This window comes from uncultured Subdoligranulum sp. (assembly GCF_937890665.1).
Window position 1 is genome coordinate 1 of record NZ_CALADU010000099.1, and the last position, 24224, is coordinate 24224.

25 protein-coding genes are annotated in these 24224 nt (G+C 50.9%); 23 read left to right on the forward strand and 2 right to left on the reverse strand.

Translation table 11 applies throughout. The features are described 5' to 3' along the window. The first annotated feature begins 283 nt into the window (after positions 1-283). The 5 genes from Q0526_RS05935 (at position 284) to rlmH (ending at position 5923) form a co-directional block, all read left to right on the forward strand. Positions 284-1183, forward strand: a complete 900-nt coding sequence (locus Q0526_RS05935; RefSeq protein ID WP_298731533.1) for an RluA family pseudouridine synthase — start codon at positions 284-286, stop codon at positions 1181-1183. Positions 1184-1249: 66 nt separating this feature from the next. Continuing rightward, complete coding sequence (locus Q0526_RS05940) at positions 1250-3100, forward strand: M23 family metallopeptidase (protein ID WP_298731534.1); 1851 nt, start codon at positions 1250-1252, stop codon at positions 3098-3100. Between the two features lie 181 nt (positions 3101-3281). Next, on the forward strand, positions 3282-4565 hold the full coding sequence (locus Q0526_RS05945) for a UDP-N-acetylglucosamine 1-carboxyvinyltransferase (RefSeq protein WP_298731535.1): 1284 nt from the start codon (positions 3282-3284) through the stop codon (positions 4563-4565). Between the two features lie 67 nt (positions 4566-4632). Then, the gene (locus Q0526_RS05950) at positions 4633-5424 is read left to right on the forward strand and encodes an MBL fold metallo-hydrolase (RefSeq protein WP_298731536.1); all 792 of its coding nucleotides are present in this window, start codon (positions 4633-4635) and stop codon (positions 5422-5424) included. Positions 5425-5437: 13 nt separating this feature from the next. After that, positions 5438-5923: a 23S rRNA (pseudouridine(1915)-N(3))-methyltransferase RlmH gene (gene rlmH, locus Q0526_RS05955; protein ID WP_298731537.1), complete on the forward strand. Its 486-nt coding sequence runs from the start codon at positions 5438-5440 to the stop codon at positions 5921-5923. Positions 5924-5968: 45 nt separating this feature from the next. Here rlmH and Q0526_RS05960 read toward each other — a convergent pair whose 3' ends face one another. Then, a complete protein-coding gene (locus tag Q0526_RS05960) occupies positions 5969-7492 on the reverse strand; it encodes a 4Fe-4S dicluster domain-containing protein (RefSeq protein ID WP_298731538.1) in 1524 nt (507 codons plus the stop codon). A 188-nt stretch (positions 7493-7680) separates the two neighbouring features. Continuing rightward, complete coding sequence (mtaB, locus tag Q0526_RS05965; RefSeq protein WP_298731539.1) at positions 7681-8982, reverse strand: tRNA (N(6)-L-threonylcarbamoyladenosine(37)-C(2))-methylthiotransferase MtaB; 1302 nt, start codon at positions 8980-8982, stop codon at positions 7681-7683. Positions 8983-9120: 138 nt separating this feature from the next. Between mtaB and Q0526_RS05970 the strand changes: the two genes are divergently transcribed. The 18 genes from Q0526_RS05970 to Q0526_RS06055 all read left to right on the forward strand — a co-directional run bounded on the left by Q0526_RS05970 (position 9121) and on the right by Q0526_RS06055 (position 24070). Beyond that, complete coding sequence (locus Q0526_RS05970; RefSeq protein ID WP_298731540.1) at positions 9121-10338, forward strand: D-alanyl-D-alanine carboxypeptidase family protein; 1218 nt, start codon at positions 9121-9123, stop codon at positions 10336-10338. A 109-nt stretch (positions 10339-10447) separates the two neighbouring features. Beyond that, on the forward strand, positions 10448-11782 hold the full coding sequence (locus tag Q0526_RS05975; protein WP_298731541.1) for a glucose-6-phosphate isomerase: 1335 nt from the start codon (positions 10448-10450) through the stop codon (positions 11780-11782). A 47-nt stretch (positions 11783-11829) separates the two neighbouring features. Beyond that, the gene (locus tag Q0526_RS05980; protein ID WP_298731542.1) at positions 11830-12234 is read left to right on the forward strand and encodes a hypothetical protein; all 405 of its coding nucleotides are present in this window, start codon (positions 11830-11832) and stop codon (positions 12232-12234) included. Positions 12235-12394: 160 nt separating this feature from the next. Then, positions 12395-12895, forward strand: a complete 501-nt coding sequence (locus Q0526_RS05985; protein WP_298731543.1) for a YceD family protein — start codon at positions 12395-12397, stop codon at positions 12893-12895. A 24-nt stretch (positions 12896-12919) separates the two neighbouring features. Beyond that, positions 12920-13105, forward strand: coding sequence for a 50S ribosomal protein L32 (gene rpmF, locus Q0526_RS05990; protein WP_007046791.1), 186 nt, complete (start codon positions 12920-12922; stop codon positions 13103-13105). 72 nt (positions 13106-13177) lie between these two features. Further along, entirely contained in the window at positions 13178-14515 is a 1338-nt protein-coding gene (locus Q0526_RS05995) for a DUF512 domain-containing protein (RefSeq protein WP_298731544.1), read from the forward strand. A 12-nt stretch (positions 14516-14527) separates the two neighbouring features. Beyond that, on the forward strand, positions 14528-15871 hold the full coding sequence (der, locus tag Q0526_RS06000) for a ribosome biogenesis GTPase Der (RefSeq protein WP_298731545.1): 1344 nt from the start codon (positions 14528-14530) through the stop codon (positions 15869-15871). Between the two features lie 6 nt (positions 15872-15877). Further along, positions 15878-16546, forward strand: a complete 669-nt coding sequence (locus Q0526_RS06005; protein ID WP_298731546.1) for a glycerol-3-phosphate acyltransferase — start codon at positions 15878-15880, stop codon at positions 16544-16546. Between the two features lie 340 nt (positions 16547-16886). Next, positions 16887-17153, forward strand: a complete 267-nt coding sequence (locus Q0526_RS06010; RefSeq protein ID WP_298731547.1) for an AtpZ/AtpI family protein — start codon at positions 16887-16889, stop codon at positions 17151-17153. Between the two features lie 19 nt (positions 17154-17172). Further along, positions 17173-17589, forward strand: coding sequence for an ATP synthase subunit I (locus tag Q0526_RS06015; RefSeq protein ID WP_298731548.1), 417 nt, complete (start codon positions 17173-17175; stop codon positions 17587-17589). Beyond that, positions 17586-18449: a FoF1 ATP synthase subunit a gene (locus Q0526_RS06020; protein WP_298731549.1), complete on the forward strand. Its 864-nt coding sequence runs from the start codon at positions 17586-17588 to the stop codon at positions 18447-18449. Before Q0526_RS06015 ends, Q0526_RS06020 begins: the two co-directional genes overlap by 4 nt. A 29-nt stretch (positions 18450-18478) precedes the next feature. Next, positions 18479-18718, forward strand: coding sequence for an ATP synthase F0 subunit C (atpE, locus tag Q0526_RS06025; RefSeq protein ID WP_298731551.1), 240 nt, complete (start codon positions 18479-18481; stop codon positions 18716-18718). A 34-nt stretch (positions 18719-18752) separates the two neighbouring features. Then, entirely contained in the window at positions 18753-19259 is a 507-nt protein-coding gene (gene atpF / locus Q0526_RS06030) for a F0F1 ATP synthase subunit B (protein ID WP_298731552.1), read from the forward strand. Then, a complete protein-coding gene (gene atpH / locus Q0526_RS06035) occupies positions 19256-19792 on the forward strand; it encodes an ATP synthase F1 subunit delta (RefSeq protein ID WP_298731554.1) in 537 nt (178 codons plus the stop codon). The genes atpF and atpH overlap by 4 nt, the downstream gene beginning before the upstream one ends. Positions 19793-19835: 43 nt before the next feature. Continuing rightward, positions 19836-21356 carry a F0F1 ATP synthase subunit alpha gene (gene atpA, locus Q0526_RS06040; RefSeq protein ID WP_298731556.1) on the forward strand — a complete coding sequence of 507 codons (1521 nt, stop codon included), beginning with the start codon at positions 19836-19838 and terminating at the stop codon, positions 21354-21356. A gap of 33 nt (positions 21357-21389) precedes the next feature. Next, a complete protein-coding gene (gene atpG, locus Q0526_RS06045; protein ID WP_366522037.1) occupies positions 21390-22226 on the forward strand; it encodes an ATP synthase F1 subunit gamma in 837 nt (278 codons plus the stop codon). 23 nt (positions 22227-22249) lie between these two features. Next, positions 22250-23644: a F0F1 ATP synthase subunit beta gene (gene atpD, locus Q0526_RS06050; protein ID WP_298731560.1), complete on the forward strand. Its 1395-nt coding sequence runs from the start codon at positions 22250-22252 to the stop codon at positions 23642-23644. A 12-nt stretch (positions 23645-23656) separates the two neighbouring features. Next, entirely contained in the window at positions 23657-24070 is a 414-nt protein-coding gene (locus tag Q0526_RS06055) for a F0F1 ATP synthase subunit epsilon (RefSeq protein WP_298731563.1), read from the forward strand. Positions 24071-24224 lie beyond the last annotated feature (154 nt).

Below are 24224 nucleotides of genomic sequence, written 5' to 3' on the forward strand. Positions count from 1 at the left end.
TGCGGCTATGTAAACCCTGCTTGAAGCAACATCCGTATGGGACAGAATGCGGAGCCTCGCGCGTCCCGGTGATGGCGTGAGCCTTGCGGCGACGCAAGGCCAAGATAGATCGTCGTTTGATACAGAACCCGGCTTACGGTCCAGTCGTTTTTCTGAAAAGTCTCAGCACACCTACGCTTTTTGGCGTGGATGTGCTGTTTTTTGTTCCAAACATTGGGTTTGCATCTCGGGCAGCTTTGTGTTATAATACCCCCATATGGGTGCAGAAGGGAGAAGTAGGACGATGGAACTGCGCTATATCGTCCCACCCGAAGCAGAAGGTCAACGGCTTGGCATGTTTCTGCGCACCCGCGGTGTGACAGCGGGATTGATTAAATCAGTCAAACACAGAGGCGAAGGCTTTAGGGCAGATGGCACTCCGCTGCACACAGATCAGCCTGTTCATACCGGACAGCAGATTACCTTTACACTGCCTCCTGAGCAGGAAACCAGTGTATCGGCACAGCCGATCCCGTTGGAGATTGCGTATGAGGATGACTTTGCCGCCGTGTTGGATAAGCCTGCTGGATTGGCGGTTCATCCCACCCTCAATTATCCGGATCATACGCTGGCAAATGGATGGATCTATCACCTGAAATGTCAGGGAAAAACAGGTGTGTTCCGTCCAGTGAACCGGATTGATAAAAACACCAGCGGCCTTGTGCTATGCGCGCAAAATGCATTTGCGGCCCCTCTATTGGCAAATGGTGTACAAAAATGTTATCTGGCGATTGTACAGGGGAAAATGCCGTTAGGGATTGGCGCCGTAGAGGCGCCAATCGGCAGACGCGGTGATTCCATTATCGGACGTTGCGTCACAGCAGAAGGAAAGTATAGTCTGACAGAGTATACGGTTTTGGCGTCCGATGCACAGTTTAGCCTATTGGCTTGCATACCGCGCACGGGGCGTACCCATCAAATCCGTGTGCATATGGCGTATATTGGCCATCCCTTGGCTGGGGATACCCTTTACGGCGGCGATACGAAGGAAATCGCACGCCATGCTTTGCATTGTGCAGTACTGCGCTTTGCGCATCCCTTAACACGAAATTCCATCAAAGTAACCAGTGCGCTTCCGCAGGATATGCTACAGTTGGCGCAAAACCATCAGCTGTTGGACGGCTGGAATTGGGAAGAACTTTGAGGAAAAGGAACCCTAAGCATCGTCTTGTCTTTGCCACGTTGCTGCGCGGAAAGGAGACCCTACACTTTGAATCCTACTGAGACTGATAAAAAACCAAAAAAGAAGAAAAACAGCAGCCTTTCTCAGCGTCTGGACGATTGGCGCTGTAAGCGGACGGTTCGTGCCTGGCATCGCAAAAAGAAGCGGGCTAAACGTCGCGGCCGCGTCCTAAATATCTTTGATAAGATTCCTTATGCCTACATTATCGGCGATTTTTTGTACTTAGTCGGCTTTTGGGTCGAGTATGCGGGCGTCTGTACTTGGCGTAGAGTGGGCGTGGCGGTGCGCGCTATTGCGGCAACTCTGGGCAACCTGTTGCTGTTGGTAATGCGGCCGTTTGTGCTGGGCATAATGACGCTGGTAGAGGATCTTACCAGCCCGTTTACCCGGATGGCTTCCGGTCTGCGGCATATTCGCCAACTATCAGAAGAGCTGGAAGAAGAAGATGCTGGCCAAATCCGCGCTGCGAAGCTGCGATATTTTCGCAGTGGCGTGAAAAAGTACTATCCCATTGTATGGAATGCCATTACCTATTTTCTTCCTGCGTTGGCGGCGGCTGCCCTGATTGTGGTGGTTCGCAATGGCCTGAATTTGCAGTTCGTTCTGAATGTTCAAGTGAATGGCGAAACCGTAGGGTATGTGGCCAACGAGCAGGTGTTTGAAAACGCTCGGGATGACGTGCAGTCACGTATCAACACGGCTAAAAGTATGCTGGTGGAAAGCGGTACAGCTGTGCCGGATACACAGTGGAACGTTTCGCCGACCTATACGCTGGCTATTTCCGGGCAGACAATGACGGAAAGTGAAATCGCCAATGCGATTTTGCGTACTGCCAGTGATGAGATCGTTGATGCTACGGCTGTATACATTGATGGTGAGCTGCGCTTTGTTACGACAGAAGGCGATCACCTTCGCACGTATTTGGAGAGCATCAAGGAACCCTACGAAGATACCTTGGATCCTTCGGTTTATACTGCGTTTGCTCATGAAATTCGACTGATGGATGGCGTGTATCTAAATGAGTCTATCAGTTCTTATAGTGACATCATCAATGAGCTGAATGCGGGATCTGGCATTCAGACCTATACTGCGGAAGAGGGCGATACGGTCCAAAGCATTGTAGAGGCCACCGGCGTTAGCTTTGACTCGTTGGCGCAGATGAATCCGGAGTTGTTGACGCTGAATCAAAAAGTTGATGAAGGCACAGAATTGATTACCGGTGTTGCCTCGGCAGAATTGCTGAAGGTAAAAGTGGTGCGCCGTGAAACCGAGACGGTTGCGATTCCCTACGATACGCAAAATTCGGAATCTGATGAATACGATTTCGGTAAAGTGGTAACGGTACAGGAGGGTCAAGACGGCTCGGAAGACGTGACGTATGAAGTTACGATGATCGACGGTGTGGTAACGGATCGCCAAGCGATTGCCTATAACGTCACGAAGGAAGCCGTTCCGGAAATTACGGTAACAGGTACCCGTTTGAAGAGCGGTATGGTTGCCCAGATCGGTTCTGGCAGCTTCATTTGGCCGGTGCCTAATTATAAGTATGTCAGCCGCTGGATGAGCAGCGGACACCGTGGCGCTGATATTTGTGCTGCATATGGCACGACGATCATTGCTTCCGATTCCGGAACGGTCATTGCGGCCGGCTGGCATTACTCGTACGGCAACTATGTAGAGATTGATCATGGCAATGGGTATAAGACACTGTATGCCCATATGTCGTCTATCTCGGTGGCACAGGGACAAGCTGTTGCGCAGGGCGAAAAGATCGGTGAAGTGGGTTCTACGGGTAACTCTACCGGTAACCATTGTCACTTCGAAATGTACTACAATGGATCTCTGTTCAGTGCCCAGACTTTGTTCCCCAACATGTAAGCCCGCTTAAAAAAGTGGCTGTACACCGTTATACTCTAGTGCTTTTTCACAAAGATTTTGCAATTCTATGGAAGAGCACTTTTCAAAAACAGCGAAATGGTGTATAATTAGGCAAAGTGCGTAAAGGCGGGCTGCCGCAATGAATTTGTGAGTAGGCCCGCTGCACAAAGGAGAGCTACATTTGGAAAAATTTGTGATCCGCGGGGGAACCCCGCTGCATGGCGACGTGAACATCGGCGGTGCCAAGAACGCTGCGGTGGCCATTTTGCCTGCCACGATTTTAGCAGCAGATAAATGTTTGATTGAAAACCTTCCCTGCATTAGCGACGTGATGGCATCGCTCCAAATTTTGAGCGAACTCGGCGCCAACATTCGTATGGTTAGCCGCAGTACCTATGAGATTGACACCACGCATCTCGACTGTACAGAAGTCTCGAATGAGCTTTCTCGACAGATGCGCGCCAGTTATTATTTCTTGGGTGCATTGCTGGGACGTTTTGGTTCAGGTCAAGTGGCGATGCCGGGTGGTTGCAATTTGGGACCGCGCCCGATCGATCAGCATCTGAAAGCCTTTACGGCGTTTGGTGCGGATGATTCGGTGGAGTATGGTCAGATTCATGTGAAGGCCGATAAATTGGTCGGTGCGCATGTTTTCTTTGATACCGTTTCGGTAGGCGCTACCATGAATGCCATGCTGGCTGCCGTTTTGGCAGAAGGAACTACCATTCTGGAAAATGTGGCCCGCGAACCGCATATTGTGGATTTGGCCAATTTTTTGAATATGATGGGTGCGGATGTACATGGTGCCGGCACCGATGTGATTAAAATTCATGGCGTAAAATCGCTGCATGGCTGTAATTATGCTATCATTCCGGATCAGATTGAGGCAGGCAGCTATATGGTAGGTGCTGCCATCACCAAGGGTGATGTGACGCTGCACAACGTCATACCGAAACATCTGGAACCGATCACCGCAAAACTCCGTGCGGCTGGCTGCGAGATTCAGGAATATGATGATGCCATTCGCATTACCCGCACAGGGGCGTTGAAGCCGTTAAAAGTTAAAACGATGCCTCATCCGGGATTCCCTACCGATATGCAGCCACTTATGACAGCTCTGCTGACCTTGGCGCAAGGAACTTCCATCGTGACAGAAGGTATTTGGGAAAACCGTTTCCGCTATGTGGATGAACTTATTCACATGGGGGCAAACATTCAGGTGGATGGGCAGGTCGCTGTTATCGAAGGCGTCAAAGAGCTGCGTCCTGCGCCTTTGCGCGCAACGGATTTGCGGGCAGGCGCTGCGATGGTCATGGCGGCATTGTCGGCTAACGGTGTCAGCGAAATCGATGAGACGATCCACATCGAGCGTGGTTATGAGAATATTGTTGAGAAATTGCAGTTGTTGGGGGCGGATATCCGCCGCGTAGAGGTCCCGGCAAATGCCATAACCCGCGCAATATAAATGAAAGGCCAGTGGGCCGCCCGATGGCGGCCCACTTTTTATGGCACGATATAAAGAGGAACCTTATATGGCGTTATTTACGACCTTGTATTCTGGGTCATCGGGCAACTGTGGTTTGATTTTGCAGGACCAGCAGTACCTGTTGGTGGATATGGGCAAAAGCTGCCGCACAACGGTGACGGCACTGCGCAAACTGGGGCTTGCTATCAGTGACTGTGCGGGAATTTTAGTTACACATGAACACTCTGACCACGTGGCGGGGTTGGATACCTTTTTAAAAAAGTACCCGATGCCGGTATACGCTCGAGCGGATACTTTGGAAGTCTTGGAATCCCGTGGAACGCTGCCGCCCGCAGTAGATGGCGTGGCTGTGGATGGGGGACAGATGCTGGACATCGGAAACTTCCGCGTAACAGCCTTCCCCACAAGTCATGACGTGCCGTGCTGTGGTTATCGTATCGTAACGCCGGACCAACATCGCATGGCTATTGCAACTGACTTGGGAACACTGACGCCTGTTGTAGAGGATAATCTGATGGGCTGTGATCTGGTGGCGCTAGAGGCAAACTACGATTCCTTCAGCCTTCATGGTGGACCGTATCCCTACTATTTAAAAAAGCGTATTGCCAGTGATCGCGGTCATCTGGATAATAAAGCATGTGCGGCGGCAATCTTGGACTTGATTCAGGAAGGGTGCAAAAAGTTTGCGCTGTGTCATTTGAGCCAGACCAACAATTCGCCGGAACTGGCGCTGACGACGGTGTACAATGTGCTACTTGCTGCAGGAATCCAACCCGGTCGAGATGTAATTGTGCAGGCACAAACACGAAACGATATCAGCCCGTATCTGGAATTCTGAGGCAGAGACAACGATGCAAAATATAGATTTGATTTGCGTTGGAAAATTGAATGCCAGCTACTTTGCCGCTGGTGTAGCAGAATATCAGAAGCGATTGAGTGGTTTTTGTAACTTCCGTATTTTGGAGTTGCCGGAATTTGCGATTGCAGATAAAAACGCCAGCGACAAACAGATTCAAAAGGCGTTGCAAAAAGAAGGGGAAGCAATCCTCCATTCGGTGCGAAAGGGCGCCTATTTGGTGGCTTTGTGTGTGGAAGGTAAACAAATTTCCAGTGAAGAATTGGCTTCCTTGTTGGCCCAACGGGCTGGAAGCGGAGCTGGAGATGTCGCTTTTGTGATTGGGTCTTCCCATGGTTTGGATGAAAGCGTAAAACGTGCAGCGCAGGCCAAAATTAGTTTGGGACGCATTACCTTACCCCATCAGTTGGCACGACTTGTGCTGACAGAACAGTTGTACCGTGCCTGTACAATCAATGTTGGAATGAAATACCACAAATAAAAAACTCCCTGCACAAAATTTGTGCAGGGAGTTTTTGGTTAAAGATTAGTACTTGAGCAAGCCGATGGAATCTTTGTAGGGTGTTTCGGTGGAATTCTTCATCTTGGCTTCGTTCTTATACTTGTTCAGCATAATGGCGCTCTTGGCGGGATCTGCCAACGTGCCGGCACCAGCAATGCAGCCACCGGGGCAGGCCATGCCTTCCAGCAGGTAACCGTTGTACTTGCCGGCCTTGGCCATTGTCATCATCTTGCGGCAATCTGCCAAGCCTTGGGCGCTGGCAACTTTGACTTCCCGATCAGGATCGATCTTCTTGATGGCGTTGACAACTGCCTGAGCAACACCACCGGAAGCGGCGAAGCCGCGGGCATCGGCACTGGCACTATCAAAAGCGTCATCCGGGCTGTCGGGCAGAGAAGCAAAATCGACCTCTTTGGCCTCAAACAAGCCCATCAATTCCTCGAAGGTCAACACGAAGTCAACTTCGCTGCGGACCGAACGACGGCTGGCTTCCAGCTTCTTAGCAGAGCAGGGACCCACAAAGCAGATGCGTGCATCGGGATGATCCTTTTTGATCAAACGAGCGGTCAGCACCATGGGGGTCATGGTCATGCTGATGCAGTCTGCATATTCCGGGAAGAGCTTTTTCGCCATGACGCTCCAGGCGGGGCAGCAAGAGGTACCCATGAAGGGATGCTTAGAGGGAACTTCCTCCATAAAGTCCTTTGCCTCATCGATGGTGCAAAGGTCGGCGCCGATGGCAACTTCTTCCACGTCACTGAAGCCCAGCATCCGCATGCCTTCTTTCAATTTCGAAGGCGTCATGCCGGGGAACTGGTTGATGAAAGCGGGGGCCACAATAGCAATGACCTTGTCGCCACGCTTGATGGACTGAACTAACTGGAAGATCTGGCCTTTATCGACAATGGCGCCGAACGGGCAGTTCACAAGGCACATGCCGCAGGAAACGCACTTGTCGTAATCGATGTCGGCGCGGCCGTACTGGTCAGAGTGAATAGCACCCATGCCGCAAGCGGCAGCGCAAGGACGCTCGGTCTTGACGATCGCGCTGTACGGGCAGCTGTTGACACAGCGGCCACACTTGACGCAGAGACTCTGGTCGATATGGCTCTTACCGTTGCGGAAACTGATCGCATGCTTGGGGCAGACCTCTTGGCAGGGGTGCGCCAAGCAGCCTTGGCACATTGCGGTGACCTTAATGATCTTTTCCGGGCAGCGATTGCAAGCGAACTTGATGACGTTAATCAGCGGCGGTTCATAGTACTTGTCCGCGATAACGCTGTGCTCCAACCCCTCGCTAGCGGGAACGCTCTCGTCCAAAGGACGCAGAGAAAGACCCATGGCCAGACGGATGCGCTCCGAGATGATGGCTCTCTCCAGGAAGATGCTGCTGCGCAAAGAACCTTCCTCGCCGGGAATGATCTTGTAGGGCAGCTCACGCATCAGGTTGGCATAGTCAGACATCTCGTTGACTTCGTACGCCATACGCGCAACTTCGGTGAACACCTTGCGACGGATATCCGTAACGGGGGTGTAAATACCTCTCATTGTGATTGCTCCTTCTTTTTGCTCCGATTTCTCCAAAACTGTTAGGTGGAGGGGGATAACCACTCCTGTTAAAATTTTACCAAAAAGACCCATGTTTGGCAAGAGGGCAGGCAACAAAAAAACAGGGAAAATCATAAGAATTTCCCTGTTTTCTGGGTTGTGGATCTTTTGTATCCGAAAAATGGGACTCAGCGTGCTAACGATGCCCGGCAACGTTTGCCATCCCAACTGCCCAAAACCACTTTGACGATGTCGCCGGTCTTGTGCTGCGGGGCCGTAACCAATACCGGAAGATATTGCTTTGTATATCCGGTGAAGAGCGTAGCCGAAAGGGGCGTTTCCAGCAGAACTTCTTCGGTACGGCCCTGCATGAGGGCGGCTTCTTGAGCGCGGACGGTTTCCACAGCTTCGGTCATGCGACGGCTGCGCGCCTCTTTCTCGTGTTCGGGGATCTGGTCAGGAAAATCATAAGCCGAGGTTCCTTCACGCCGAGAATAAGGGAAAACATGCACCTTCAAAAAGCGCTGCTGCGTTACAAACGCCATGCTGGTTTCAAAATCCTCCTCGGTTTCACCGGGAAAACCTACGATAACATCCGTGGTGAAGCTTACGTTCTCGGGACCGAAAGCCCGGCGCAGTTTATCCGCAATTTCCGCAAATTGAGCGGTGGTATAGGGGCGGCGCATGGCGCGCAATGTTTTGTCGCAACCACTTTGCAGACTCAGATGGAATTGTGGACAGAGCTTCGTGACACGGGAAAGGCGTAGAATGTCCTCATCATGTAACATATCCGGGTCCAAACTGCCCAGACGCAGGCGCTCTACGCCGGGCACGGCGGCGGCCTTTTCTACCAATTCTACAAGGCTGGTTCCGCTGTCGGTGCCGTAGCTGGGCAAACTGATGGCAGTGAGTACGATCTCTTTGTATCCGGACTCAGTGAGACGGTGCAGTTCTTGCAAAATACTGGTTTCTTCCCGGCTGCGCACCGGTCCGCGGGCGCGCGGAATTACACAGTAAGCGCAGCGGCGGTTGCAGCCGTCCTCTACCTTGACGAATGCACGGGTATGCTCGGCAAACTTATCCATGGGCAGTTCTTCAAAGCGTTCGCCCTTCTCATGGGGACGGATATCCACAACTCTGTCGGATTCGCCGTTTAATACCTTTTGCACATCCTGTAAGATGGCGCGCCGGTTGCCTGAACCGGTCACCACGTCAGCCTCGGTAATGGCAGCGGCTTCTTCGGGAAAAGCCTGCGGGTAGCAGCCGGTGAGCACCGTTACGGAACCCGGATTTTCCCGTTTGGCACGGCGGAGCCATTTGCGGCTTTTCTGATCGCCAAAATTGGTGACGGTGCAGCTATTGACTACATAAACGTCGGCATCTTCCTCGTTGGAAACAACGGTATATCCACTTTCCTCAAACAGCTGCGCCAAGGCGCCGGTTTCGTTTTGGTTTACCTTGCAACCCAAAGTATAGAATGTTACCCGCATGTTTTGATTCCTTTTCTATAATTACAACGTATACAGTGCACTTTATTATAATGGAAACGACGACAAAGCGCAATACTAAAACGAAACGGTGTCGCATAGGCTTAAACAAAGTCAATTTGCAGCGGGGGTGTTGTTGCGATGAAAAAGCGTGCCGTGACGATTTTGCTATGTCTGGCGCTGGCATTGTTTTCGATGGTAAGAGCTTACGCGGAACCAGAGGCGGTTGCCGGTAATCCGGCAGAGGCCCCGTCCCCTGTGCAAGGAATTCTTCCTGCAGGTGTTGCAGACTTTGATGTGCCCTGTATGGCAGCGATACTGATTGATGAAGACTCCGGGACTGTGCTTTACGAGAAAAACGCAGATGAGCAGCGTCCTATTGCGTCTATCACCAAGGTGATGACGCTGCTTTTGACTTTTGAGGCGTTAGAAGCTGGGAAAATTTCGCTGGAGGATATTGTCCCGGTAAGTGAACATGCGTACAGTATGGGAGGCAGTCAAATTTGGTTGGAGCCGGGAGAGCAGATGACACTCAACGATATGCTGAAAGCGATCTGTGTTTCCAGTGCCAACGATGCAGCCGTTGCAGTGGCAGAGTTTGTTGGGGGAAGTGAGACAGCCTTTGTGCAGATGATGAATGAGAAGGCCACGCAGCTGGGAATGACATCCACACATTTTGAAAATGCTTGTGGTCTCGACCAAGAAGCACATCTTTCCACTGCCCGCGATGTGGCGGTCATGAGTCGTGAGATGCTGCTTCATCACACTGAGGTGCGGGATTACTGCTCCATCTGGACCGACACACTGCGAGACGGCGCCACCCAACTGGTCAACACCAACAAACTTCTTAAAAGTTACAATGGGATCACGGGCCTCAAGACGGGAACTACTAGTAAGGCGGGTGTTTGCATTTCAGCCGGTGCGGAACGAGATGGACTGCGTTTAATTGCTGTGGTTTTGGGGGCCGCTTCTGGAAAAGAGCGTTTTGAGGCCGCTACCGCCCTGTTGGACTATGGCTTTGCCAACTATGAAAATGTTACGGCGGCGCTTCCGGAAGATGCACCACAAACCATTGCGGTTACCCGCGGCACAGCAGATGCGGTAACGCTGCAATATGATGCGCCCCAAAAGTGCTTGATGCCGAAAGGGCAGGGAGCATCCTTGCGCATTGCGGTAGAGCTGCCGCAAACGCTGGAAGCTCCGGTAACGGCAGGAACGCAGGTTGGGACGCTTCGATTGCTGAACGGAGAGCAAGAATTGCAAACATTTTCCATCACTGCTGCACAGAACGTAGACGCGTTGAGTTTTGGTTATTGCTTCGGACTTTTGGCGCAGAGTCTCGTATTCTGCGACGGATAATTTGTGCAATGTTCATGAAAAAGTCGAAAAAAATACCAAGCATTTGCTTGACAATACCGACACAAAACGGTATCATGAAGACAATCAAAACATAAAGGAGGGGCAAAAGATGGCTGTTAAATTTAACGGCAAGCATCTTGCAAAATTCATCCGTCCTGAAGAATATGAGGCAATCTACCCGCAGGTCGAGTTGGCCCACAAACAGTTGGAAACCAAAACTGGTTTCGGCAACGATTTTCTGGGTTGGCTTGACCTGCCTGTTACTTATGACAAGGAAGAGTTTGCCCGCATCAAAGAAGCTGCCCAAAAAATCCGTTCGGACTCCGACGTGCTGCTGGTAGCTGGTATCGGCGGTTCGTATCTGGGGGCTCGTGCGGTGGTGGAGGCAATTCGTGGCCTGTACCACAATGAGCTGGACGATGGTTTGAAAATCTATTTCTGTGGCAATACCATTTCGCCCACGGCGCTCAACGATATCATCAAGTTGACCAAGGGCAAGCGGTTCTCTATCAACGTGATTTCCAAGTCTGGTACCACTACGGAAACGGCATTGGCGTTCCGGGTGCTGCGCAAACTTCTGGAAGATTCTGTTGGCCCCGAAGAGGCGAACAAGCGCATTTATGCCACTACGGACCGTGCAAAGGGCACCCTTAAGCAACTGGCAAATGAGCAGGGCTGGCCGACGTTTGTGGTCCCCGATGATGTGGGCGGCCGTTATTCGGTGCTGACCGCTGTGGGACTTCTGCCCATTGCCTGTGCCGGTATCGATATCGATGCATTGATGCAAGGCGCTGCGGATGGCCGTGAAAAATTCGGCAAGTGCAGCATGGATAACGATGCCTATCGTTACGCTATGACCCGCAATATTTTGTATCGCAAAGGCAAGAGCGTAGAGACGCTGGCTTGCTTTGAGCCTGACTTTACCATGATGAACGAATGGTATAAGCAGCTCTTTGGTGAGAGTGAAGGCAAGGACCAGAAAGGCCTGATGCCGACTTCTTGCATCTTCTCCACCGATTTGCATTCCATGGGCCAGTTCCTGCAGGATGGCAGCCGTGTGATGTTTGAAACCTATGTGGATGTCAAAAATACCCGCAATGACTTCTTTATCGAGCCGCTGGAAGGAAACTTTGACGGTTTGAACTTCTTGGCTGAGCAGAACATGAGCGTGGTAAACCGCAAGGCGATGGAAGGTACCATCTTGGCCCACACCGACGGTGGGGTGCCGTTGGGAATCATCGAAGTGGATGCGCTGGATGCCCATGATATCGGTGAGCTGATCTACTTCTTCTGGAAAGCCTGTGCGGTATCCGGCTATCTGCTGTCCGTCAACCCGTTTGATCAGCCCGGTGTCGAGAGCTACAAGAAGAATATGTTTGCGCTGCTTGGCAAACCCGGCTATGAAGATCGTAAGGCGGAGCTGGAAGCAAAGCTGCAGGATTGATGGAAACTTGCGCCGTGAGCGCCTACGAATAAAGGAGGTACCCCCTTATGCTGAAACTGATTGTTGGAACCAAAGGCTCTGGCAAGACCAAGACCATGATCGAGATGATCGACAAGGCGACCAAAACGACTTCTGGTAACATCGTTGTTATCGAGAAGTGCATGAAGTTGACCACCGAAATCAATCACGCAGCTCGTCTGGTGGATGTGGACGAGTACGGCGTTGTTGGTGCGGACATGCTGTACGGCTTTGTTGCTGGCGTGCTGGCCGGTAACTATGATATTACCGAGCTGTTCATTGACGGCATTCTGCGGATCATTGATCATGATCTGGAGGCTGCGGACAAGGTTCTGAAGGCCATCGACAAGATCACCAAAAACATCGAAGTCGTGGTCACGGTTTCTGCGAATGTGGAAGAACTGCCCGAAGATCTGAAGAAATACGTGATCTGAGCATCCAACACCATTCAGCGAACATGACAGGGCGGGAAAGCGGCTTTCCTGCCCTGTTTTTTTCGAAAAAACCGAAAAAAATCGCAACTTTTTGCGGTTTTCTGGTTGACAAGCCACCGTCACTTGTGTATACTATTTAAGCAACCTTTTGAGGTGTACTATGCAATTTGATCTGCGTTCCTTTTTAGAAAATGCAAGAGTGCCGTATCAGGCACACTTTCTGGCAGATCTTTCACAAGCAGATTTCGGCAGTTTTGCCTTGTCTGCCCCGGCAGAATGTGACTTTTCGGCAACGCCCACCGCTGAAGGCGCGGCGTTGCTCTTGTGTGTAAAGGCACAAATTGAAGCCGAATGTGCGCGATGCCTTGAACCAATTCATCGTCAGTATGACTTTCAGCGTGAATACTTGGTTCGGATGCGAGATGTGGAAGATCCGGATTTTGAATTGCCCTGTCAAGAAAAAGGCTGTTTGGATCTCAATGAGTTGGTCTTTCAAGAACTGGTTTTTGAGGTCCCCGCGGTACTGCTTTGCAGCGCCGATTGCCAAGGTCTATGCCCCATCTGCGGCAAAAAGAAGGTGGCGGGATGCACCTGCCATTCTGCAGACGATGCTGCCCCTGTGGATGCTCGGCTTAGCATATTAAAACAACTACTCAGTTGAATTTCACCAAGGAGGTGTCCGATTATGGCTATCGTACCCAAGAGAAAGCATTCTCAAGCCCGCCGCGACAAACGTCGCTCTAACGTCTGGAAACTGGAGGCGCCGACGCTGGTGAAGTGCCCGCAGTGTGGCGAACTGAAGGTTCCCCATAAGGTTTGCGGCAAGTGTGGCTACTACAAAGGCCAGGAAGTCATCAAGAAGGAAGCGTAAGTTTCTTGCTAGGGGAGGGCAATGCCTTCCCCCTTTTTGTTATTACCTATTTTTAAAAGGAGGGCCGGAATCTTGGCCTTGTTTGTGACCTCGGTCGACGATCAGTCTCCGGCCCAAAAACTCGGTATTGAGAAAGGCTGGACACTGTTGTCTGTCGATGGACATCCTTTGGGGGATGCCTTAGACTACCAATTTTATACCACGCCGAAGAAGTTCTCGTTGGAGGTCTGCTGCAACGGAACACAGAAAACGGTTCAAGTCGAAAAAGAAGAGTATGAGCCGTTGGGGTGCAACTTTAAAACCTATTTGGGGGACGATAAACATAGTTGTGCCAACCACTGTATGTTCTGCTTTATCGATCAGCTTCCTCCCGGCATGCGGGAACCGCTCTATTTTAAAGATGACGATGAACGTCTTTCTTTCTTGTTCGGTAATTATATTACCTTGACCAATCTTAGTGACCGGGAAATCGACCGTATCATTGAGATGCATATCAGTCCTATTTTTGTTTCGGTGCACACTACCAACCCTCAGTTGCGTATCCGCATGTTGGCGAATAAGCGGGGCGGGGAAGTATTGCAATATCTACCTAAGTTGGCGGCAGGCGGTATTGATTTGAACTGCCAGTTGGTGCTCTGCCGTGGAATCAACGACGGAGAGGAGCTGCGCCGGACCTTGGACGACCTGCTGGCGCTGCAGCCGCAGGTGGGAAGCATTGCTGTGGTGCCGGCGGGGGTAACAGACTATCGCAAGGGCTTGTATAAGCTGCAAGCCTATGATCAGGCGTCGGCGGCAGAAACGTTGGACATTCTGGAAGAGTACAGTTATCGCTGCCGCAAAGAATATGGCCGCAGCATTGTGTATCCTAGTGATGAATGGTATTTGACCTCGGGCCGTCCGTTGCCGGCCGCTGAGTTTTATGATGAATTTGCGCAGTTGGAAGACGGCGTGGGGATGTGGCGCCTGTACCACGACACCTTTTTAGAAGAGTTGGATCACTACTGCGGTCTGGTACTGCCTCACAGTATGGATGTGGTTACCGGAACTTTGGCTGGGCCGCTTATCGAACAATCGGCACAGGCCTTGATAGATAAATACCCCCAAGTTAAAATCACGGTGCATCAGATCCGTAATGACTATTTCGGTGGTAACGTCAGTGTGGCCGGCTTGGTGACAGGCACTGATATTATTAAGCAGTGCAAAGGCAAGCTGCAAAGCAAGTTGTTGGCGGTGCCGGAAGTGATGCTGCGGGACGAAAAGGACCGCTTCTTGGATGACATTACGTTGCCTCAGCTTTCTGAAGCATTGGGATGCCGTGCAATAGCGATTCCTACCGATGGAGGGGGCTGCTGTAAAGCCTATCTGAGTGCCCATAAGCGCATACGAAGAATAAAGAGAGGACCCAAATAAGGAGGGGTGGACATGGCAAAACCGATCGTCGCCATCGTGGGACGACCCAATGTGGGGAAGTCTACGATTTTTAATAAATTGACCGGCCAGCGCCTTGCCATCGTGGAGGACACACCGGGTGTGACCCGCGATCGCATTTTTTGTGATTGTGAATGGTGCGGCAACAAGTTCTTGCTGGTGGATACCGGTGGTATTGAACCGCGCATCGACGATGGATTGTTGGCGCATATGCGCGAGCAAGCCCAAATTGCTATTGATTCTGCGGACTGCATTATTATGGTCACAGAACTAACCAATGGCGTAACACCACAGGATCAGGATATTGCAGGGATGTTGATGCGCAGCGGGAAACCGGTCGTACTAGCGGTGAACAAATGCGATAAAATCGGCGAACCGCCGATGGAACTGTATGATTTTTACTCGCTGGGGCTGGGAGAAATCATCCCGGTTTCTGGTGTGCATGGCCATGGAACCGGCGATTTGCTGGATGCGGTTTGCGCACACCTTGACTTTACGCAGGAAGAAGAAGACAGTGATGATCGCATTACAGTGGCGGTCATCGGTCGTCCGAATGTGGGAAAATCCAGCCTGATCAATCATATCTTGGGAGAAAATCGTCTGATTGTAGCCAATGAGGCAGGTACAACCCGTGATGCCATCGATACTTTGGTAGAAAATCGATATGGAAAATTTGTCTTTACCGATACGGCAGGGTTGCGCAAAAAGGGCAAAGTAGAGAGCGGCGTTGAGCGTTACAGCGTTTTGCGCAGTCTTGCCGCGGTGGAACGTAGCCGGGTTTGTGTTATCATGATTGATGCCACGGTAGGCTTTACGGAACAGGATTCCAAAGTGGCTGGGTACGCGCATGAGCAGGGAAAAGCCTGTATTATCGCGGTGAACAAGTGGGACGCGGTAGAAAAGGACAGCTATACCATGGATACCATGCGTAAGCAACTGGAAGAAGATTTCAGCTTTATGTCTTATGCGCCCATTGTCTTTATTAGTGCCAAAACTGGACAGCGGGTCGACAAATTGTTTGAAACCATCCATTTTGTGGACATCCAGAACGGAACACGGATTCCTACCGGTGCGCTCAATGAAATGTTGGCCAGAGCCACCGCTAAAGTACAGCCGCCATCCGACAAGGGGAAACGGCTCAAGGTGTTTTATGTTACCCAGACTTCTACCAGACCGCCGACGTTTGTTTGCTTCGTGAATCAGAAAGCGCTGTTCCATTTTTCGTATCAGCGATATTTGGAAAATCAAATTCGAGAAACGTTCGGATTGACAGGAACGCCGATCCGCATGATCACGCGGGAACATGGCGATGGATCGGTAAAAGCAGGAAAGGTGTGAGGCATCATGCTACTTCATGTAATTGCGGCTTGCGTACTGACGGCTTTAGAAGGGTATCTGCTGGGCAGCATCCTGTTCGGGGTACTGGTTTCCAAAACGATGTTCAATGAAGATGTGCGTGCGCACGGAAGCGGCAACGCGGGTATGACCAATGTTTTGCGGACGTATGGAAAGTTGCCGGCGGCGTTCACTGTTCTGGGAGATGTGGGCAAAAGCGTAGCGGCGGCCAATTTGGGGCGGATGCTGTTTGCTGCTTTGATCGGGACAGACACATTGCTGGCACCGGTTTGTGGTGCTTATTTGGCTGCGATTTTCTGTATGATCGGCCATAGCCGGCCACTTTATTTTGGATTTAAAGGTGGCAAATGCGTACTGGTGGGTGCTGGCGCGGCGTTGTCCATCAGCCCCATTGTCTGTGGCATTTTGCTGTTGGTTTTCCTGATTCAGTTCGCATTTTCTCGGATTGTGTCTTTAGGGAGCATCATTGTGGCTGCACTGTTTCCAATCGTCACCTTGATTTATTGGATTCTTCTGGGCGCCAATACCCTCACGGTTCTGTTCAATACTCTGTGTTGTGTGATTATGGCATCCATGGTTATCTGGCTTCACCGCGCAAATATTGATCGCTTGAAAAATGGAACGGAATATCGGTTTGGTTCCAAAAACAAGAAATAAGAATAAATTCTGCGAGAGCAGCGTGATTTGAGGATCGCGCTGCTCTTTTTCTTTTGGAAGAACGCAGTAGGAAAATGCTGGAAAACAAAATTTTGGCTACAGAACAAGGGAAAACTTACTTTTGGTAGTTGTATAGAGCTGCGCGGTAACGCCAAACTTTTTAAAAACGCGTTGGGAAAAGAAAAGGGCTTTTGAAGGGAGGAAGGTTCGTGCAGAAACATGAGGGGGTCAGAGGAAAAATGAACAAAAATTATAATACATTATGAAAAGAAGCTGTTGAAAAATAAATGCTGCTGGTGTATACTATAGCCATTAAGCGTTTATGCGATTGAGGAACGCCATGAAAGATTTGTATGATATTACCCGACATTTGGTGTGGCTGACCCAATTTGGGCTGTCAATCTGCGTACCGCCTATTCTTTTTGTGGCCGCGGCAGTATGGCTGCAAAAAATGTTCGATCTCGGCAGTTGGACGGTGGCGGTAGGTGTTATTCTCGGGATATTGGGGGCGGTCAGCAGTTTGCGATATTCCCTGAAAGCTATTGAACGTCAGGGCCGCGACAAATCACAAAAGAAACCGCCGGTATCCTTTAATCGCCATGGATAAGGAAAGGAGCACCCACTGCATGCAAAAACATAAAGACGTGCTGCACCAAACGGGCCGTCTGGCCTTGGCGCTGGTTGTTTGTGTGGGGGCTATGTTGGGCGTCTATGCGCTGCTGGGAAAATTCACGACTTCCGTTTTTCTGGGAGCGGTGATTGGCAGTGTATTGGCGATTGGGAATTTCCTCTCATTGAGTATCACAGTATCCAACGCGTTGGATCGTGCTGCACGGGATCAGGATCCACAGCGGGCCCAACTTTCCATCCAAGCTTCCAGTGTGGTACGGTTGTTGGTATTGGCGGCAATTTATATTTTGTTGTTTCGTGCCGAAGTTTGTGATCCGGTGGCAGCGTTAATCCCGTTGCTGCTGGCGCAGGCGGCACTCAAACTTGTGGAATTTTTCCGCAAAGATGACAAAGGCGGTGATACAGCCGTATGAATGGCCCGAAAATCTATTTTACAATACCGTTGTTTGGCGGAATTCCCATTACCCAGACGATTGTATCTTCCTTTGTGGTGATGGTATGCCTGTGTGTGGCGGGAATTCTATTAGGGCGCAACCTTCAAAAGCGCCCCTCCCGCCGACAGGTCTTAGTGGAAAAAGGGGTTTCCATGCTGTATGGCATGGTGGAAGATACCATGGGCAAACACAATGCCTATTGGACACCGTATATTGGCGCGTTGTTCCTTTCTTCCATATGCGGTTCTTATATTGGAATGACAGGTATTTTCCGTTCCGCCACCGCAGACCTTTCTACCACAGTTACTTGGGCCTTGATGACCAGTTTTTTGTGTTGGGGCTGTTCCATTCGCGCAAATGGTTTTGTGGGCTGGCTTAAAGGGTTTACAGAACCGATTGTGGTCATGACCCCCATGAACTTGGTTTCGGAGGTGGCGCAGCCGATTTCAATGGCGTTCCGTCATTTCGGTAATATTGCGGGCGGTAGTGTGTTGACCAGTCTGGTATATTCCGCTTTGGCAACGGTTTCTGCTGTATTGCTGGGGCTGGTCGGCAAAAGCGTAATTATATCGGCTGCCGTACTCCTGATCGGTATCGCCCTGTTAGTTACGGGAATTCGCGCCAAAAAGATGGCTCGGAAAATATTTGGCATTGTATTCGTGGCCACTGGTGCGCTGGCGATTTTGGGGCTCAGTGGCGTGCCGTATCTGGAAGTTGGTATTCCAGGCATTTTGAGTTTGTATTTTGATGTTTTTTCTGGCGGGGTACAAGCCCTTGTCTTTAGTTTGCTGACGATGGTTTATGTGGGCAATGCTTGCCCGCCGCCGGAAGAAGCCTGATTTCGTATTTTATAATAGGAGGAACCCCTATGGAAGCTGCAATCGTAAAAGCCGCCTGCGCGATCGGCGCCGGCATCGCAATCGGATTCGGAGCTATCGGCCCGGCAATCGGTGAAGGTACCGCCGTCGGCAAAGCGCTGGAAGGTATGTCCCGCCAGCCCGAGATGACCAACGTATTGCGTACCAACATGATCCTTGGCTGTGCCATTACCGAATCTACCGGTATTTATTCTCTGGTCATCTCTTTGCTCCTTCTCTTCGTTTTCTGATGGACAAGGAAGAAAACGAAAGGAGGGATGACAGATGACGGGATTTGAAAGTTTTGTCGGTGTCAACCCGTGGACTGCGCTTTTCACCTTCTGTAACATGCTCATCACCTTTGCGGTGCTGCGTCATTTCTTGTTCAAACCGGTCAAAAAGATGATTGATGATCGTCAACAGGAAATCGATCAGATGTATGCCGATGCCGCTGCTGCCAAACAAAAGGCTGCAGATTTGGAGGAAGAGTACCAGCAGCATCTCAAGAGTATCAAGGCTGAACAGGATGCCATGCTTCGGGAAGCGACGGCTCGTGCCCAAAAACGGGAAGAAGAGATTGTCAACACAGCCCGGAATGAAGCGCAGGCTTTGCGCACTGCGGCGGAAGCCGAGGTGGCACAGGAACGCAAGAAGGCAGTCAATGACCTGAAGAACGAGATCGGCGGCATGGCGGTGGAAATTGCCAGCAAGGTGGTTGAGCGTGAGATTAACCAGAACGATCATCAGGCTTTGATTGATGAATTTATCCGGAATGTGGGGGATGCCTCATGACCGAATTGGCCAAGCGCTACGGTGGCAGTTTGTATGAACTGGCGGCCGAGGAAGCACTGACGGATACCATCTTACAGGACCTTGCACTGGCAGAGTCCTGTTGCAAACAGGAACCGGACTATCTGCGTTTGCTGCAGACTCCCAGTATCCCTAAAAAGGAGCGCTGCGGATTGTTGGAGCAAGCGTTTACGGGTATGCATCCTTATGTGGTCAACTTCCTCAGAATTTTGTGTGAAGAAGATCTACTGGGGGAGCTTTCCGGCTGTTTGGATGCCTATCGGGCGCGTTACAACGCTGACCATGGTATTTTGGAGGCAACGGTGACTTCGGCAGTTCCGCTGTCTGACGAGGCGCGTTCCAAATTGCTTGCCAGCTTGCAGACCAAAACCGGCAAAACCATTCATTTGACGGAAAAGACCGATCCTACGATATTGGGTGGATTGCGTCTTGATTTGGCTGGAGAGCGACTGGATGGCACCGTACAGCGCCGTTTGGAAATGCTGCGTGACGACATTGCCAACGTAGTCCTATAACGAAAGAACACCTCATTTTATAGATTGAGTGGTGAACCATACTGTGCAACTGAAACCCGAACAAATCTCCCGCATCATTCGTTCGCAGATTAAGTATTACCAGAACGCTATCGAACAGTCCGAAACCGGTACAGTTACGATGGTGGGTGATGGTATTGCCCGTGCTTCGGGGCTGGATAACTGCATGGCCGGTGAGCTGGTGCAGTTTGAGAGCGGCACCTACGGCATGGCCCAGAACTTGGAAGAAAACAGTGTTTCCATCGTTCTGTTGGGTGATGATAGCGGGATCAAAGAAGGCGGCAATATTCGTCGTACCGGCAAGGTTGTCTCTGTTCCGGTAGGTGAAGGAATGATTGGCCGTGTAGTCAATGCTTTGGGCCAGCCTATTGACGGCAAGGGTCCTATCGAGGCGGCGGACTACCGTGCCATTGAATCGCCGGCACCCGGTATCATTGATCGGCAGCCGGTTAAGCAACCGTTGCAGACGGGAATCAAGGCAATCGACTCGATGATTCCTATTGGCCGCGGTCAGCGTGAATTGATTATCGGAGACCGCCAGACAGGCAAAACTGTTATTGCTACCGATACCATCATCAACCAAAAAGGGCAGGATGTGCTCTGTATCTATGTGGCTATCGGTCAGAAGCGATCCACGGTTGCCTCTTTGGTAGAAAATTTGGAGAAGAATGGCGCAATGGCCTATACGACTGTGGTTTGCGCCACAGCATCGGAATTGTCTCCTCTGCAATATATCGCACCGTATGCCGGCTGCGCGATGGGCGAATATTTTATGCAGCAAGGTAAGCATGTGTTGATCATCTATGACGATCTATCGAAGCATGCAGTGGCCTATCGTGCGCTTTCTTTGCTGATTCGTCGTCCTCCTGGACGTGAGGCATATCCCGGCGACGTTTTCTATCTGCATAGTCGGTTGCTGGAACGTGCGGCAAAACTCAGTGATGAAAAAGGCGGCGGCTCTTTGACCGCGTTGCCTATCATTGAAACGCAGGCAGGTGACGTGGCGGCTTATATCCCTACCAACGTTATCTCCATCACCGATGGGCAGATCTTCCTAGAAACAGAGCTGTTCCATGCGGGTATCCGTCCTGCCGTAAACCCCGGTATTTCGGTGTCGCGTGTAGGCGGTAATGCTCAAATTAAGGCGATGAAGAAAGTCGCTGGTACCTTAAAGCTGATTTACTCCCAGTACCGCGAGTTGCAGGGGTTTGCCCAGTTTGGCTCTGATTTGGATGCGGATACCAAGGCGCGTCTGGCGCAGGGTGAACGGATTGTGGAAGTCCTAAAGCAGGATCGCAACAGCCCGGTTCCGGTAGAAAAGCAGGTTGCCATTCTATATGCAACAGTACACGGGTATCTCAAAGAAATTGAAGTATCTGCCATTGCATCTTATGAGCGGGAACTGTATCAATATTTGGATGAAAACGCAGAGGCCGTAGACGCTATGGACCAAATTCGTACGACCGGAGATCTGAAGCCGGAGACGGAAGAAAAGCTGAAGACTGTGTTGGAAGCTTTTACCGCAAAGTTCCAAAAAGAAAACTAAGCCGTAAAGGGGGTGCCGTTGGTGGCTGGCTCGATGAAAGAAATCAAGCTACGCATTAAAAGCGTAGAGAGCACCATGCAGATCACCAAGGCCATGGAATTGGTGGCGTCTAGCAAATTGCGGCGCGCCAAGGAACGGGTGGAACACAGCCGTCCTTATTTTGAAACGCTCTATGCGACTTTGTTTGATATTGCAGCGGCAGAAGACCATTTTGACAGCCCCTATCTTGCAAAGCGGGATACACATCGGCGTCTGTATATTGTCATTGCCGGTGACCGTGGGTTGGCAGGTGGTTACAACGCCAATATTTTGAAGGCGGTACAAGCGGATGCCGAAGGGCAAACATATACGGTGCTGCCGATCGGAAAAAAGGCTGTGGAGTATTTTACACGCCATCAGGTATCGATCCTTACCCAAGCTTTTGCTGAGGCAGGGGACTTGTCTGTTAGCGATAGCTTTGAGATTTCCAGAATCGTTTGCCAAAAGTTTCTGGAAGGGGAATTTGACGAGATTCGGTTGTGCTTTACACAGTTTGTGTCTATGCTAACACAGACCGCGACGGTATTGCCGATTTTGCCCTTTGAAACACCAAAGAAATCGAGCAAGCGGCAAAGCTTGATGCTTTACGAGCCGGATGCCACGACAGTTTTTGACGAGATCATTCCGGAGTATTTGGCAGGTGTAGTATATGGTGCTTTGTGCGAGAGTGTCGCCAGTGAACAGGGGGCACGCCGCACAGCAATGGATGCTGCAACTAAAAATGCAGGCGAGATGATCGAGCATTTGAATCTGTATTATAACCGCGCCCGTCAGGCGGCGATCACGCAGGAAATTACCGAGATCGTAGCCGGCGCCGACGCAGAATCTTAAAAGCTCACAAAGGAGTGTGTGCTATGCCAGAAAAACACATCGGTAAGGTGGTGCAAGTTACAGGCCCTGTACTGGATATTCGCTTTGCCGACGGGGAACTGCCTGCCTTGCTGAATGCGGTGGAACTGCAGAACCACGGCAAAACGTTGGTTGTGGAAGTTGCCCAGCATATTGGCGATAATGTGGCCCGCTGCATTGCAATGGCCGCCACCGATGGATTGGTGCGCGGTACAGAAGCTGTGGATACGGGTGGTCCTATTACAGTACCTGTGGGAGATCAGTGCTTGGGACGTGTTTTTAATCTGCTGGGAGAGCCGGTGGATGAGCAACCTGCACCAGAAAATATGGAGCGCTGGCCGATTCATCGCCCGGCACCTACCTTTGATGAACAGGAATCCTCCACGGAAATTTTGGAAACCGGCATTAAGGTCGTTGATTTGATTTGTCCTTATGCCAAGGGCGGCAAAATCGGTTTGTTCGGCGGTGCCGGTGTTGGCAAGACGGTTTTGATTCAAGAGCTGATTTACAATATTGCGACCGCGCACAATGGTTATTCGGTATTTACCGGAGTTGGAGAGCGTACCCGTGAGGGCAACGACCTCTATGGCGAAATGCGGGAAAGCGGCGTTTTGAACAAAACGGCATTGGTCTATGGTCAGATGAATGAGCCGCCGGGAGCTCGTATGCGTGTGGCCCTGTCTGGTTTGACGATGGCGGAGTATTTCCGTGACGTAAAGCATCAGGACGTGTTGCTTTTCATCGACAATATTTTCCGCTTTACCCAAGCCGGTTCTGAAGTTTCGGCACTGTTAGGGCGGATGCCTTCTGCTGTTGGTTACCAGCCTACACTGGCCACAGAAATGGGCGCATTACAGGAACGTATTACTTCTACGCGGAAAGGTTCCATCACATCGGTACAGGCAGTTTATGTCCCCGCGGACGATTTGACGGACCCGGCACCGGCGACGACCTTTACGCATTTGGATGCGACAACTGTTTTGAGCCGCGATATTGCTTCGCAGGGGATTTATCCGGCCGTGGATCCCTTGGATTCTACTTCTCGGATCCTTTCTCCGGAAGTGGTTGGACAGGAGCATTATCAAATCGCTCGCGCGGTGCAGCAGGTTTTGCAGCGCTATAAGGACTTGCAGGACATTATTGCCATTATGGGTATGGATGAATTGTCCGAAGAGGATAAGGTTACGGTGAACCGTGCCCGCAAAGTGCAGCGTTTCTTGTCACAATCTTTCCATGTGGCAGAACAGTTTACTGGTATGCCGGGACAGTATGTGCCGCTAAAAGAAACGTTGCGCGGCTTTAAAATGATCCTAAACGGGGAATGCGATTCTATTCCCGAGAGTGCTTTCCTCTTTGCAGGTACGATTGATGACGTGCTGGCAAAAGCAGGGAAGCAGTAAGGAGGCGAGCCTATGGCAAGTTTCCCGCTGAAGATTGTGACCCCGGATGGCGTTGCCTTTGACGGTGAAGTTAAGTCCCTTTCTTGCCGTACGATTTGTGGGCAGGTGGAACTGATGGCGCGCCATATCGATTACTGCACGGCAGTTGGCATGGGGGAAGCTCACATCACAACCGAGGATGGAGCAGTTCGACGTGCTGCTTGTATGGGCGGTATGCTCAGCATGCTGGGCGGGCAGTGTCGTTTGTTGGCTACTACCTTTGAATGGGCAGATACCATTGATACGGAACGGGTAGCCCGCAGCAAAGCCCGTGCGGAGGCCATTTTGTCCAGAAAAGATGTGGATGCCCACGAGATTGAATTGGCGGAAGCTAGGCTGAAACGTGCCTTGGTTCGTGGCAGCGTGGCGGGCAATAGGAATGCTTAATAAAGGCTTTTGAAAAAAGTTTAAAAAAAGCGAAAAAAAGTGTTGACATTTTTTGCAAAAGGGCTTATAATGAACAAGCTGATTCGAGGCGGCTCGGTTCTGACCGGGTGTAGCGCAGTTTGGTAGCGCGCTTGAATGGGGTTCAAGAGGCCGT

Excerpts from the sequence above, each read along its gene's own strand:
- Q0526_RS05935 (WP_298731533.1), top strand. The coding sequence starts at position 284 with ATGGAACTGCGCTATATCGTCCCACCCGAAGCAGAAGGTCAACGGCTT.
- Q0526_RS05950 (WP_298731536.1), top strand. The coding sequence starts at position 4,633 with ATGGCGTTATTTACGACCTTGTATTCTGGGTCATCGGGCAACTGTGGT.
- rlmH (WP_298731537.1), top strand. The coding sequence starts at position 5,438 with ATGCAAAATATAGATTTGATTTGCGTTGGAAAATTGAATGCCAGCTAC.
- Q0526_RS05960 (WP_298731538.1), bottom strand. The coding sequence starts at position 7,492 with ATGAGAGGTATTTACACCCCCGTTACGGATATCCGTCGCAAGGTGTTC.
- mtaB (WP_298731539.1), bottom strand. The coding sequence starts at position 8,982 with ATGCGGGTAACATTCTATACTTTGGGTTGCAAGGTAAACCAAAACGAA.
- Q0526_RS05970 (WP_298731540.1), top strand. The coding sequence starts at position 9,121 with ATGAAAAAGCGTGCCGTGACGATTTTGCTATGTCTGGCGCTGGCATTG.
- Q0526_RS05975 (WP_298731541.1), top strand. The coding sequence starts at position 10,448 with ATGGCTGTTAAATTTAACGGCAAGCATCTTGCAAAATTCATCCGTCCT.
- Q0526_RS05980 (WP_298731542.1), top strand. The coding sequence starts at position 11,830 with ATGCTGAAACTGATTGTTGGAACCAAAGGCTCTGGCAAGACCAAGACC.
- Q0526_RS05985 (WP_298731543.1), top strand. The coding sequence starts at position 12,395 with ATGCAATTTGATCTGCGTTCCTTTTTAGAAAATGCAAGAGTGCCGTAT.
- rpmF (WP_007046791.1), top strand. The coding sequence starts at position 12,920 with ATGGCTATCGTACCCAAGAGAAAGCATTCTCAAGCCCGCCGCGACAAA.
- der (WP_298731545.1), top strand. The coding sequence starts at position 14,528 with ATGGCAAAACCGATCGTCGCCATCGTGGGACGACCCAATGTGGGGAAG.
- Q0526_RS06005 (WP_298731546.1), top strand. The coding sequence starts at position 15,878 with ATGCTACTTCATGTAATTGCGGCTTGCGTACTGACGGCTTTAGAAGGG.
- Q0526_RS06010 (WP_298731547.1), top strand. The coding sequence starts at position 16,887 with ATGAAAGATTTGTATGATATTACCCGACATTTGGTGTGGCTGACCCAA.
- Q0526_RS06015 (WP_298731548.1), top strand. The coding sequence starts at position 17,173 with ATGCAAAAACATAAAGACGTGCTGCACCAAACGGGCCGTCTGGCCTTG.
- Q0526_RS06020 (WP_298731549.1), top strand. The coding sequence starts at position 17,586 with ATGAATGGCCCGAAAATCTATTTTACAATACCGTTGTTTGGCGGAATT.
- atpE (WP_298731551.1), top strand. The coding sequence starts at position 18,479 with ATGGAAGCTGCAATCGTAAAAGCCGCCTGCGCGATCGGCGCCGGCATC.
- atpF (WP_298731552.1), top strand. The coding sequence starts at position 18,753 with ATGACGGGATTTGAAAGTTTTGTCGGTGTCAACCCGTGGACTGCGCTT.
- atpH (WP_298731554.1), top strand. The coding sequence starts at position 19,256 with ATGACCGAATTGGCCAAGCGCTACGGTGGCAGTTTGTATGAACTGGCG.
- atpG (WP_366522037.1), top strand. The coding sequence starts at position 21,390 with ATGAAAGAAATCAAGCTACGCATTAAAAGCGTAGAGAGCACCATGCAG.
- atpD (WP_298731560.1), top strand. The coding sequence starts at position 22,250 with ATGCCAGAAAAACACATCGGTAAGGTGGTGCAAGTTACAGGCCCTGTA.
- Q0526_RS06055 (WP_298731563.1), top strand. The coding sequence starts at position 23,657 with ATGGCAAGTTTCCCGCTGAAGATTGTGACCCCGGATGGCGTTGCCTTT.